The following is a 13,487-nucleotide window of genomic DNA, read 5'->3' as shown; positions in this document are numbered from 1 at the left end:
ATAATAAAAAACGCATAATGGGGGAAATTCCCCCCGAAAACTGAATGGAGAGCGGCGTGTCGACGATAATGTATTCCTTTGCCCAGCTGGAAGCGTTTACCGCCGTGGTGGAATACGGTGGCCTGGCAAAAGCGGCGATGAAGCTCGGGAAAGATCGTACGACGCTGCGCGACCTGATTGATTTTCTCGAAGATGGATTAGGGTACAGGCTGTTTGTGCGTGAAGGACGCACGCTGCGTCTGACCCCTGAGGGCGAGCAGCTGCAGCGGCAGGCGCACCTGCTGATGCGCCAGGTGAAAGCCTTTGAGGCATTTGCCAGCGCGGTGCCGGAGCGTGCTACGCAGGACATCACGCTGGTTTACGATCCCTTTACCTCGAGGCCATTTTTGCAGGCGCTGATTGGCGAGATGGCGAAGCGACATTTACGTCTGAGCCTGGTCAGCGCCTCCCGGGATGAGGCGGAAGCGATGCTGGCCAGCGGGCAGGCGGATCTGGGCATTTGCCAGGCACGTAATCGCAGTGTGGGTAATGAAATGGAGTGGCGGGCGCTCGGGGCGATCGATATGGATTTCTACGCCTGCAACACGCTGTTCGCCGAAGCCACGCAGCCGCTGTCGCTGCTTGAGTTGTCGCTGGTGCCGCAGGTGATTATGCACGCCGCCTCGGATGAGCCGGTGGCGCGTCGTCTGCAGATTTCGGGGCACACCCTTTTCACCAATGAGCTGGAGATGTTGCGGGGCCTGCTGGAGCAGGGATGCGGCTGGGGATTTTTACCGACGCATTTCCAGCCGACCGGGTGGAAAAAGGTAAAAAGGCTGCACACCGAAGTGGGCAGCCAGGGGATAAGTCAGACGATGGTGACCATCTGGAAGCCGGGAAGCAACAAGCGAGAGAGGATCGCTGAAACGCTGTCGCTGTTACCGGCGTTGTGGAAAAACTCAGCGCTGTGAACACCCATTGCACTGCTGATTCTGGATCTGCTGGAAGAAGTCGTTACCCTTGTCATCCACCAGGATAAACGCCGGGAAGTTTTCCACTTCGATTTTCCAGATGGCTTCCATACCCAGCTCAGGATAGGCCACGCACTCCAGACGCTTGATGCTGTTTTGTGCCAGTACCGCCGCCGGGCCGCCGATGCTGCCGAGGTAGAAACCGCCGTGCTTATGACAGGCATCGGTCACCTGCTGGCTACGGTTGCCTTTCGCCAGCATGATCATGCTCGCACCGTGAGACTGCAGCAGGTCGACGTACGAATCCATCCGTCCTGCCGTGGTTGGGCCGAGAGAGCCTGATGCATAGCCTTCCGGAGTCTTGGCCGGGCCTGCGTAGTAGATTGGATGGTCTTTGACGTACTGCGGCAGTTCTTCACCGTTGTCGAGCAGCTCTTTCAGCTTCGCGTGGGCAATGTCGCGCGCCACGATGATGGTGCCGTTCAGTGACAGGCGGGTTGAGACCGGGTGCGCAGAAAGCTGGGCCAGGATCTCCTTCATCGGCTTATTCAGATTGATGCTGACCACGTCGCCTTCACCCTGTTGACGCAGGGATTCAGGAATATACTGGCCCGGATTGTGCTCCAGTTTTTCAATCCAGATACCGTCGCGGTTGATTTTGGCTTTGATATTGCGGTCAGCGGAGCAGGAGACGCCCATGCCGATTGGGCAGGAGGCGCCGTGGCGCGGCAGACGGATCACGCGGATATCATGGGCGAAGTATTTCCCGCCAAACTGCGCGCCCAGGCCGAGGTTCTGTGCTTCCTGAAGCAGTTCCTGTTCGAGCTGAACATCACGGAACGCCTGACCGTGTTCGTTGCCTTCGGTGGGCAGCGCGTCGTAATAGCGCGTTGAGGCGAGCTTAACGGTTTTCAGCGTCGCTTCAGCCGAGGTTCCCCCAATCACGAAGGCAATATGGTAAGGCGGGCAGGCCGCGGTACCCAGGGTACGCATTTTCTCAACCAGGTAGTTTTTCAGCTTCGCCGGGGTAATCAGCGCTTTGGTTTCCTGATAGAGATAGGTTTTATTCGCGGAACCGCCGCCTTTTGCCATGCACAGGAATTTATACTCGTCCCCGTCGACGCAGTAGAGATCGATCTGCGCAGGCAGGTTAGTGCCGGTATTGACCTCTTTATACATATCCAGCGCGGCATTCTGGGAATAACGCAGGTTATCTTCGATGTAGGTGTTATAGACACCCTGACTCAGCGCGGCTTCGTCACCGCCACCGGTCCAGACGCGCTGGCCTTTTTTACCCATGATGATCGCCGTGCCGGTATCCTGGCAGGTGGGCAGCACGCCTTTGGCCGCGATTTCAGAGTTGCGCAGGAACTGCAGGGCAACGTATTTATCATTTTCGCTGGCTTGTGGGTCGTTAAGAATAGCGGCAACCTGTTTCTGATGCGAAGGGCGCAGCATAAAGGCGGCATCGTGGAAGGCCTGCTGTGCCAGCAGCGTCAGCGCTTCGGGTTCCACTTTCAGGATCTCCTGACCCTCAAATTCGGCAACAGAGACATGTTCTTTGGTCAGCAGATAGTATTCGGTATCGTCGTGTGCAAGAGGGAAGGGGTTCTGGTAGTAAAACGGTTTGTTTGACATAGCGTATTGCTCCAAAAAAATAAAACCGCCGGAGGGGTAGTCCGGCGGTCAGGGATCAGAACATCATGGACATCCATGGATAACCAATCAGCAGCAGGGCCGCCAGGAAGATGGCACCAAAGATGGTGCCGAGGCGCCAGTAGTCTTTGGTTGGCAGGTAGCCGCTACCGTAGTAGATAGGGCTAGGGCCGGTACCGTAAGGGGTGATAATCCCCATGACACCCAGGGAGGTCACCATCAGCAGGACGAACACCTCCATATTCATGCCCGGAATGGTAGAGGCGATGGTCAGCATCGCTGGCAGCAGCGCCGTGGTGTGTGCGGTGGTGCTGGCAAACAGGTAGTGCAGCAGGTAGAACGCCAGCAGCAGTACGATGGTGGCAACACCCGGCGAGATACCGCTCATCAGCAGACCGCCTTCTTTACCCAGCCAGCTAATGAAGCCCGTGGAGGAGAGGCCATCCGCCAGTGCAACCAGGGTGGCGAACCAGACGAAGGTGTTCCAGGCGGCTTTATTCCCGGTGATATCGTTCCACTCCAGCACCCCGGTCCACAGCATCAGACCCACGATTAACAGTGCAGCCATTGCCGGTTCAATCCACGCGGCGGCGAAAATCCACATCAGCAGCGCGCAGCAGACGAAAATCAGCAGCAGGATTTCGTTACGGGACAGTTTGCCCAGTTTTTCCAGTTCACGGGTCGCCCACAGTGGCACTTCGTTGTTCACTTTAACTTCAGGCGGGTAGAACCAGTAGGCCAGCAGCGGCATGGTCAGAATCAGCAGCACGCCCAGCGGCAGGAATGCGATAAACCAGGTGCCCCAGGAGATGTCGATCCCCACGGTGCTTTTCACCAGCGCCAGCGCCAGCAGGTTCGGCGCGAGGGCAGACAGGAACATTGAGCTGGTAATACAGGCCGCGGTGATCGCCACCCACATCAGGTAAGAACCAATTTTACGCGCGCTTGGATCGTTTGGTTTCGAACCATACAGCGGCGGCAGGTTAGCGATAATCGGATAGATGGTCCCGCCACTACGCGCTGTGTTGGAAGGTGTAAACGGTGCCAGCAGCAGGTCCGCGAAGGTGATAGCGTAACCGAGCGTCAGGCTGCGACGACCCAGATATTTCACCAGAATCAGTGCCAGACGGCGGCCGAAGCGGGTTTTGTCATAGCCTGCGGCAAACATGAAGGCACCGAAAATCAGCCATACGGTAGAGTTACCAAAACCGCTCACGGCCCATTTAAAGGAGGCACCCGCCAGTTTGAATTTCGGGTCAGCCAGCTGTTCCGGGCTGAACAACACCCACTGGCTGCAGAGCGCAATCGCCACGACGCCGGTCAGGCCAATGACCGCGCCTGGCAGCGGTTCGAAGATCAAACCGACAATCACGCCGACAAAGATAGCGAAGTAGTGCCACGCGTAAGGAGGAAGCCCTTCCGGGACCGGAACAAACAGTAACAGCACGGCAATGACAACGGGCAATGCCATCATTAGCAGACGTTTTGCCTTTCCGTTTGATGCGTGACTCGCCACAGGGGGCGTTACAGCAGTTTTTGTATTCATAGTTTCGCGTCTTAAGTTGTCAGGAATTCGGTTATGCGCTGAAATATTCATTTGCTTTTTTTAGTTTGTTTTTATTTTCTTTAGTTGCTAAAGGTGCGAATTTGCTATTTCAGTAATAGCGATTTAACGCATTTTTGATGCGCTAAATTAAAAATTGATGATATTTATATATTGCGCCTTTGACTGTCTCGATGCTTGATCGCGATCAAGAAAATAGAGTTGCGGTGGTGTTTTTGTTCAACTGAGAATAACCACTCTGGCGTATGTGGGTATTATTTATTTTGATATGGATTTTACTCAATGTTGTTAACATTTCAAATAACCATTTCCATATAACTCTATGTTTTTAATGGTTTATTGTAGATTCATTAGATCGTGAAAAAATCATTGATACGTTAACAGTGTTTAAAGGATTGTGAATGGAGTAATTAATATTGCTAACACCAATGTGTTATTAATGTTATTGAAGGGATTAAATAGTTTTTTAACTAACGTAATGGCTTTAGAAACTAAAAAAATCATTATATTAGTATTATGACATCGGAATAAAAAATCGAAATAAAACTGAGCCCGATAACGAATTCTTAATTTTAAAGTTTGGAGTTTCTATTATGAGCACTAACGAACGTATTCTAAGCCCCTTCACATTACCGAATGGTACCGAACTGAAAAACCGTTTGTTAATGGCCCCTATGACGACCTGTACCGGTTATTACGACGGTACGGTGACCAGCGAGCTGGTTGAGTACTATCGCGCCCGCTCAGGCAGTATTGGTACCATTATTGTTGAGTGCTGCTTTGTTGACGATCTCGGTCTCGCCTTCCCGGGTGCGATTGGCATTGATAACGACGAGAAAATCGCCGGGCTGGCGAAGATCGCTGAGGCGATTAAGTCCAAAGGCTCTAAAGCGCTGCTGCAGATCTACCACGGCGGCCGCATGGTTGATCCGAAACTGATCGGTGGCCGCACGCCGGTGGGGCCAAGTGCCGTTGCCGCGCCGCGTGACGGCGCCGCCACGCCGGTTGCCCTGACGGGAGAAGAAGTCGAAGGGATGATTGGTAAGTTCGGTGAAGCAGTACGCCGTGCGATTCAGGCGGGTTTCGATGGCGTTGAAATCCATGGGGCCAACACCTATTTGATTCAGCAGTTCTACTCTCCAAACTCTAACCAGCGTGACGACGAGTGGGGTGGCAGCCGCGATAACCGCGCGAAATTCCCGCTGGCCGTGCTCGACATCACCCATAAAATGGTGCGCCAGTACGCCGATGACGCCTTTATCATCGGCTATCGCTTCTCCCCTGAAGAGCTGGAAGAGCCGGGCATCCGCTTTGAAGACACCATGTACCTGCTGGAAAAGCTGGCCGCGCGCGGTGTGGATTATCTGCACTTCTCCGTTGGTGCAACCCTGCGTCCTTCTATTGTCGACACGCAGGATCCGACCCCGCTTATCGAAAAATACCGCGCAATGCGTTCTGACACGCTGGCGCAGGTGCCGGTCATGGGCGTCGGTGGCGTGGTCAATGCCGCGGATGCGAACGAGGCGCTGGAACATGGCTACGATCTTATCGCCGTAGGCCGCGCCACTATCGCCTACCCGGACTGGACAGACCGCATCGCGGCGGGAGAAACGCTGGAACTGTTTATGGACAGCACCCGACGCGAAGCGCTAAGCATCCCTGAGCCGCTGTGGCGTTTCTCGCTGGTGGAGGCGATGATCCGCGATATGAGCATGGGTGAATCGAAATTTAAACCGGGCATGTTTAGTGAGAATGTTCGGGACGATAGCAACGAACTGGTGATTAACGTCAGCCTGGAGACCGACCGCATCGCCGACATTGAACTGGCTTCTGGCCCGACCCAGGACGTTGAGTTTGTCACCAGCTTCGAAGAGATCCGCACCCGTATTCTGGATGCAAACACCCCGCACGTGGATGCCATTACCGGTGCAACCAGCCAGAGTGAAGCGGTCAAAAAAGCGGTGTCCAAAGCCATGCTGAAATCCAGCAAAGCGCTGGCAGCCGAAGAGGGTGTCGACCCGAACGAGACCCGAAGCGTTGACGTTGTGGTGGTCGGTAGCGGTGGCGCGGGTCTGGCCGCAGCAATCCAGGCGCATGACGAAGGCGCAAGCGTGCTGATTGTCGAGAAAATGCCCTCCATCGGCGGTAACACCATTAAAGCGTCTGCGGGGATGAACGCCGCGGAAACACGCTTCCAGCGGGTGAAAGGGATTCAGGACAGCAAAGAGCTGTTCTATCAGGAAAGCCTGAAAGGCGGTAAAAACAAGAACAACCCGGAACTGTTGCGCCGCTTTGTGGAAAATGCCCCGCAGGCGATCGAGTGGCTGGCGACCCGCGGCATTATGCTCAACGACATCACCACCACCGGCGGGATGAGCATCGACCGTACTCACCGTCCAAAAGACGGTTCTGCGGTGGGCGGCTATCTGATTAGCGGCCTGGTGCGTAACGTCAACAAACGCAACATCGAGGTCATGCTCGATACGTCGGTCAGCGACATTCTCTTCGAGAACGGCGAAGTCACCGGCGTACGTCTGACCACGGAAGAAAACGAAACCCTTACCGTAGCAACCAAAAGCGTCATTGTGGCTACCGGCGGTTTCAGCGCCAATAGCCAGATGGTGGTTAAGTACCGTCCTGACCTGGAAGGTTTCGTGACCACCAACCACAAAGGGGCGACAGGGGGAGGTATCGCGCTGCTGGAGCGTATTGGCGCCGGTACGGTCGATATGGGGGAAATCCAGATCCACCCAACCGTTGAGCAGAAAACCTCGTACCTGATTTCCGAATCCATCCGCGGTGGCGGGGCGATTCTGGTGAACCAGCAGGGGAACCGTTTCTTCAACGAGATGGAAACCCGCGATAAAGTCTCTGCACAAATTATCGCCCTGCCGGAGAAATACGCTTACATCGTCTTTGATGAGCATGTCCGCGCCAAAAACAAAGCGGCAGATGAGTACATCGCCAAAGGGTTTGTCACCAGCGCCAGCTCACCTAAAGCGCTGGCTGAAGCCCTGGGTATGGATTACCACGCTTTCCTGGCGACCCTGGAGCGTTACAACGGCTTTGTTGAAAAACAGCATGATGACGATTTTGGCCGTACGACCGCGCTGCGTGCGCCAATCAACGAAGGGCCATTCTATGCCATTCAGATTGCGCCAGGCGTGCACCACACCATGGGCGGTGTGACCATTAACACCGAAACCTGCGTACTGGACAGCAACCACAACGTGCTGCCAGGGGCATTTGCGGCCGGTGAAGTGGTCGGTGGTATCCACGGTGGTAACCGCATTGGGGGTAACGCGGTGGCAGATATCATTATTTTTGGTACGCTTGCCGGACATCAGGCGGCGATGCGCGCGAAAAGGGCGTAAGTCAGCCGTAAGGGTATGCCGGATACGCACCGTGTATCCGGCATTTCAACCAGGGAGCTTGTACCATGTCTTCTGACCACCGCGTCTACAGTTACTCCGCCGTTCTGATGGGATCGCCCATTCTCCTGAAGCTTTTCTCTCATGATGAAGCCCTCGCTTCTCGCGTTTTTAGACTGATTAAACAGTATGAAGACCTGCTGACCGTCAACCGTGCCAGCTCGCAGGTGATGGATATCAACCATGCTGCCGGCCAGCATCCTGTCACCGTCAGTCGCCCGGTTTTTGAGCTTATCCGCTGTGCGAAAGCGGCAAGCCAGCTCAAGGACAGCGCATTTAACCTGGCCATCGGCCCGCTGGTGAAACGCTGGAAAATCGGTTTTCGGGGAGATAGCGTTCCGCCTGCCGATGAAATCGCGTCGTTGCTCGCCATTACCCATCCTGAGGATGTGCTCCTTGATGAGGCCAGCAGCAGCGTGTTCCTGACCCGGGCGGGCATGGAGATTGATCTGGGGGCCATCGCCAAAGGCTATATCGCAGACAGAGTGCGCGATTACCTGCGTAAAGAGGGTGCTCAACTGGGGCTTATTAATCTTGGCGGTAATATCCAGACGCTGGGTTCACCGGAAGGAGGCTGGAGCGTGGGGCTCAAAAAACCGTTCGCCGGGGAGGCGCTGATCGGTACGATGACCGTAGAGAACATGTCGGTGGTGACATCGGGTACCTACGAACGCTTTTTTGAGCAGAACGGCAGGCGTTATCACCACATACTTGACCCGCGTACCGGCTATCCGCTGGATAACGAACTGGACAGCGTCACCATCATTTCGAAAAACTCCATTGACGGTGATATCTGGACCACGCTGATGTACGGCATGGGCGTCAGTAAAGGCTGTTCAGCGCTGCGTGCACGACCCGACATTGAAGCAATCTTCGTGACCAAAACAAAAGAAGTGGTGCTCTCTTCAGCGCACCACTTCCGCTTTACCTTGCTGGATAACAGCTACCGCGTTACTGACAGTACTGCTTGAGCAGTGCCGTCTGCTCGGGCTGCAGGCGATAGCGATACACCGGCCGCCCGGTGGCACCGTAGTGAATGCTGGTGAACAGGATGTTGATTTGCGCCAGCCAGATCAGGTATTTGCGACAGGACACGCGCGAGATATTGACCGCGTTTGCCAGATCATCGGTGGAAAACTCCGTCTCCGGGTGAGCATCAATCCACTGACAAATCGTACGCAGCGTTTGCGGCGTTAACCCTTTCGGCAGTTTTTTACTGTCCGCCAGTTCCGGCGCACCGCCGTGGATCAATCTGTCGACGTCGGCCTGCTCATAGTACTGATGCGATCCCATTAGGCTGTGCTTTGCCTTCCAGCCGTTCAGCGCCTCTTCAAAACGCGGGAACTGGAACGGTTTAATCAGATAATCCACCACACCGTAATGGATGGAGGTCTGGATGGTGGCGGCATCGGCGGCGGAGGAGATCATAATGACATCGATCGGCCGGCCTGAGGCACGGATGACGGGAAGGAGATCCAGCCCGTTATCCTGCTGCATATAGACATCCAGCAGCACCAGATCGACAGGCTGGCTGGGGTCGTTAATGATGGCCCTGGCCTGGTTGAGCGTGGAGGCGACGCCGCAGCAGCTAAAGCCTTCAACACGGTTGACATACAGACGGTTGAGGTCGGCCACCATGGCGTCATCATCGACAATTAACACATTTATCACGCGATATTCCTCTCGCTATCCCAGGGGATGTGAACAAAAAATTGGGTAAATACGCCAGGCTCAGACTCGACGGTAATATCTCCGCCCAGGTTCTGGATCTGCTGACGAGCAAGGAACAGCCCAACGCCGCGATTTTCGCCTTTGGTTGAGAAGCCCTTTGTAAAAACAGCCTCGAGCTGAGCCGGATCAATACCGGGGCCATCGTCGCTGACTTCGCAACTGAGCCAGCCATTCTGATAATGTAGCAGCAGGCCAATTTCGCCTTCCTGCTGTCCTTCCATCGCGTCGAGCGCGTTTTCAATGAGGTTACCCAGCACGGTAATCAGCACCGCAACCTGCTCTTCGTTGGCGGTATCCGGTATCTGGCACTCATCGGCCAGCGTCAGGGCGATCCCTGCTTCCTTAGCCCGGTTGATTTTACCCAGCAGGAACCCGGCTATCACCGGAGATTTAACTTTGCTCTGAATGGTACCAATATCGGTCTGATAATTATGCGCCGTCTGGATGATGTACTCTTCAAGTTTGTCGTAGCGCTTCATATGCAGCAGCCCGAGGATCACGTGCAGTTTGTTCATAAACTCGTGCGTATGGGAGCGCAGGGCATCGACATAATTGACCATGCCATCGATGCGCTGCATCAGCTGGCTGATTTCCGTTTTATCGCGAAAAGTGGTGATGGCACCAATAACCCGCTCCTGGCTTTTAACAGGCACCATGTTGCACAGCAAGAGTCGCCCGTTGCAGCTGATTTCCTGATCCTTGCGCGCAATGCCACTCTTCGAGACTTCCCGCAGGCTTGCCAGCAGGGGAGCACTGGCATTTTCGGTCTGTTTGCCGGAAGGCAGAAGCAATATTTCTCTGGCGGTGTGGTTGATCATTGTCACCCGACCCTGAATATCCACGGCCAGTACCCCTTCGCGAAGCGACTGCAGCATCGCTTGCCGCTGTTCGAACAGCGCAGAGATCTCATACGGCTCAAGGCCGAACAGGATACGTTTGAGCACGCGAACCAGGCCCCAGATGGCCAGCGAGCTCATCAATATACTGAATAATATGGTCCAGACGGCGTTAAGCCGCCCGCGGGCAATCTGATCTTCCACTTTTTTTAGGGAGATACCAACCACCACCACGCCGATCTGCTCGTGCTGGCTATCAAAGACGGGAGTGAAGACGCGAAGCGCTTCGGCGAGGGCACCCCGGTTAACGGCGACATGCTCCTTTCCTTCCAGCGCGGGCGTCAGGTCATCGCCGATAAAGTGCAGACCTAACAGGGCTTCGTTCGGGTGCGAGTAACGAATACCGCGCATGTCGGTGACGACGGTGAAGAGCAGGTCGTTGCGCCTGGTGACCGCCTGGGCGATGGGCTGAATAATATCCGCCTGGGGAGCCTGCATCAGACCGCGTTGAATTTCGGGACTGTCGGCCAGCGTTCGCGCGATACCAAGGGCCGTATCCTTAACATCATCGCGGGTGGCGCGGGTGATTTGGACGGAATAGAGCGCAAATACCAACAGCAGCACAGAACCGATAATCGCGCACACCATTAACGTGACCAGGGTGTTCAGTTTCATGGGGCGCTTGCGCGTCAGGGGGAAGGGCTGCAAATCGCTCATCAAAACTCCGCGATGATTAAGAAAGGGGTAATTATCGCCGATGACGCGCGTTTCTTAAAGCCATGTAAAGGCATGGATTCGGTCCTCTTTTCGTGACCCTCCTCGCAGGTCACCTGTCTAAAACACTTTATAGTGTAGGGGTACTCATAATAAGGAGGTTGTTTATGAGCATTACGCTTACCGGTTCGGTCAAGGAAAGACGGCACGCCAGCACGATGAATATCGATAGATTGTCCACGCTGGACATGCTGAAAGTCATTCACCAGGATGATGCCCTCATCTCCGCTGCAATAACCCCATGTTTAACAACGATCGCCCACGTGGTGGATAACGCCGCTGCGACCCTGAGTCACGGTGGACGTCTGGTCATTGTTGGCGCCGGCCCGTCAGGCCGTGTCGCGCAGCAGGCAGCCGATGAGTATGCCCCGGGAAAAACGCCAGTGATCGCCATAACGGCGGGAGAGGAGGCGGGCAGCTACGAGCGCGGTGTCGCCGACCTGCAGGCCATCAAATTTGGTGAACAGGATATGATGCTGGCGGTCACCGTCAGCGGCAAAACACCGTGGGTCTGGGGCGCGATGCGCCATGCGTGGTCGTTGGGTTCCCCGGTCGCGGCTATTACGGATGACGCGCAAAGTGAAGCCGCGCAGCTGGCGAGCATGGTGATTGCCCCGGAGCTTGGCGCGGACGCGATCGCGGGTTATATCAATACCAAAGCCGGGATCGCACAAAAAATGATCCTGACCATGATAACCACCGGCCTGGCGGTTCGAACCGGACGCGTGTTCAGCAACCTGCGCGTGGATCTGGATGCCAGCAACACCAAATGGTCTGAACGGCAAATTGCCATCGTCATGGAAGCGGGGGGATGCACCCGGTCAGCGGCGAAAGCCGCGCTGGAGAGCTGCAACCATAACTGTAAAACAGCGGTGCTGATGGTGCTGACAGGGCTGGATGCCTGGAAGGCGCATGAACTGCTGGCGCAGAACAACGGCTTTATTCGTCTGGCACTGCAGGAAGCTCCGTAACATTTCTCTGTTGAATAAAAAAAGCCCGCGATGCGGGCTTTTATCATAGTGGGAAGTTAGAATTGGTACGTCATACCTACGCCAACGATGTCATCTGTAGAGATGCCGTTTGCTTCGTAGAAGCTTTCGTCGTTGTCCAGCATGTTGATTTTGTAATCAACATAGGTGGAGAAGTTTTTGTTAAAGCTGTAGGTCATACCGACGTCGATATAGTTAACCAGATCCATGTCGCCATGCTGGCCCTGTGGGTTACCCGCATTGCCAGGATAAGTCATGTCCTTGCCTTTGGAGTAAACCCATGCCAGGGACGGACGCAGGCCGAAGTCGAACTGGTATTGTGCCACGGCTTCAAAGTTCTGCGTCTCATCCGCAATCCCGGTATCGCCATATGGCGTCATATTACGGGTTTGCGCATACATCATCGCCAGATAAACGCTGTTGGCATCATATTTCGCGCCAACGGTCCACACTTCCGCAGTCTTACCGCCGGCGAAACGTGCGCTGTCTTGTATACCCTTCGCTTCCTGCTCATTGGTACGGTCAGAAGAGGAGTAGGCCGCGCCTAAGGTCAGGCCAGACAGATCGCCGGAGAAATCATAGCTAGTGGACATACCGAAGCCATCACCGTTCTGGAAACGCACGTCGTTATGACCGTTCTTGGTCCCTTCCTGATCTTCTGTTGCGTCCTGACCTTCGTTTGCCCCCTGATACTGCAGCGCAAAATTCAGACCCTCAACCAGGCCGAAGAAATCGGCATTACGGTAAGTCGCCACACCGTTTGCACGGCCGACCATGAAGTTGTCGGTCCAGGTATAAGAATCGCCCCCAAATACGGGCAGCATATCGGTCCAGGCTTCAACATCATACACGACGCCGTAATTACGACCGTAATCGAATGAACCGTATTCGCCATATTTCAGGCCAGCGTACGCCAGACGGTTAAATGAAGTATCACCGGCATCTTCGGTATTATTGGCGTAGGTTTTATATTCCCACTGGCCATAACCAATAACATCGTTAGTGATTTGTGTTTCGCCTTTGAAACCAATTTGTACATAGGTTTCATCGCCATCATCCCCAGGGTGATCAGAGAAGGTATGACGCGCATCGATCTTACCGTACAGATCAACTTTATTGCCGTTTTTGTTATACATTTCAGCTGCATGTGCTGCGCCGGCCATTAATAATGCGGGTACGAGAATTGCCAGAACTTTTCTTTTCATTATATATTCCCTTTAAAGATAATTAATATGAATATATGTAATCACTCTCTGTCATTACAGAATTGATACTATTCTACGCAATGTCATTTTGGTTCAAAAATAAATGTAATTAAAATCGTAGAAATATTACAAAACATTTCTATCTGTCGCTTTATTTTTCTGGTGAATTAGAGTTTAGGATATATAGAAATAAATTATCATTAAGTATTTAGCGGCAGTATTATTTAATATCTCCAATTGATATTAAATATATTTCCTCGGGAATGCAGGGTACACGCGTCCCTGTCAGGACAAGCCGTGATAGCGGCGGGGAAAGTTGCTATTGTAGCCGTTTTAACAACAGGACGTGAT

At 54.0% G+C, this 13,487-nt stretch carries 9 protein-coding genes; 4 read left to right on the top strand and 5 right to left on the bottom strand.

The window, feature by feature from the left end:
- Window positions 1–44 precede the first annotated feature (44 nt).
- The gene (locus ACN9MQ_RS14345) at window positions 45–950 is read left to right on the top strand and encodes a LysR family transcriptional regulator (protein WP_426020959.1); all 906 of its coding nucleotides are present in this window, start codon (window positions 45–47) and stop codon (window positions 948–950) included.
- On the opposite strand, the gene fumA is transcribed toward ACN9MQ_RS14345, so the two are convergent.
- Window positions 939–2,588: a class I fumarate hydratase FumA gene (gene fumA / locus ACN9MQ_RS14340; protein ID WP_426020960.1), complete on the bottom strand. Its 1,650-nt coding sequence runs from the start codon at window positions 2,586–2,588 to the stop codon at window positions 939–941. The genes ACN9MQ_RS14345 and fumA overlap by 12 nt on opposite strands.
- 55 nt (window positions 2,589–2,643) lie before the next feature.
- A complete protein-coding gene (locus ACN9MQ_RS14335; RefSeq protein ID WP_426020961.1) occupies window positions 2,644–4,152 on the bottom strand; it encodes an anion permease in 1,509 nt (502 codons plus the stop codon).
- A 611-nt stretch (window positions 4,153–4,763) separates the two neighbouring features.
- Between ACN9MQ_RS14335 and ACN9MQ_RS14330 the strand changes: the two genes are divergently transcribed.
- The gene (locus ACN9MQ_RS14330; RefSeq protein ID WP_049023026.1) at window positions 4,764–7,544 is read left to right on the top strand and encodes a flavocytochrome c; all 2,781 of its coding nucleotides are present in this window, start codon (window positions 4,764–4,766) and stop codon (window positions 7,542–7,544) included.
- 65 nt (window positions 7,545–7,609) lie between these two features.
- Window positions 7,610–8,572 (top strand): FAD:protein FMN transferase, encoded by a 963-nt coding sequence (locus ACN9MQ_RS14325; protein ID WP_063924789.1) that lies wholly within the window; start codon window positions 7,610–7,612, stop codon window positions 8,570–8,572.
- Here the strand turns inward: ACN9MQ_RS14325 and dcuR are convergent.
- Window positions 8,553–9,272, bottom strand: a complete 720-nt coding sequence (gene dcuR / locus ACN9MQ_RS14320) for a two-component system response regulator DcuR (RefSeq protein WP_014170753.1) — start codon at window positions 9,270–9,272, stop codon at window positions 8,553–8,555. The genes ACN9MQ_RS14325 and dcuR overlap by 20 nt on opposite strands.
- A complete protein-coding gene (locus ACN9MQ_RS14315) occupies window positions 9,269–10,885 on the bottom strand; it encodes a sensor histidine kinase (protein WP_020883323.1) in 1,617 nt (538 codons plus the stop codon). The genes dcuR and ACN9MQ_RS14315 overlap by 4 nt, the downstream gene beginning before the upstream one ends.
- A gap of 164 nt (window positions 10,886–11,049) precedes the next feature.
- On the opposite strand from ACN9MQ_RS14315, the gene ACN9MQ_RS14310 reads away from it, so the two are divergent.
- A complete protein-coding gene (locus ACN9MQ_RS14310) occupies window positions 11,050–11,913 on the top strand; it encodes an N-acetylmuramic acid 6-phosphate etherase (RefSeq protein ID WP_422712545.1) in 864 nt (287 codons plus the stop codon).
- A gap of 56 nt (window positions 11,914–11,969) precedes the next feature.
- Here ACN9MQ_RS14310 and ompC read toward each other — a convergent pair whose 3' ends face one another.
- A complete protein-coding gene (ompC, locus tag ACN9MQ_RS14305; protein WP_044867871.1) occupies window positions 11,970–13,136 on the bottom strand; it encodes a porin OmpC in 1,167 nt (388 codons plus the stop codon).
- Window positions 13,137–13,487: the final 351 nt, after the last annotated feature.

The sequence above is a fragment of the Enterobacter sp. R-25 genome (assembly GCF_049913205.1).
GTDB lineage: Bacteria > Pseudomonadota > Gammaproteobacteria > Enterobacterales > Enterobacteriaceae > Enterobacter > Enterobacter ludwigii.
Note: the sequence above shows the minus strand (reverse complement) of the source record. Positions and strands in the feature narration are given on the sequence as shown.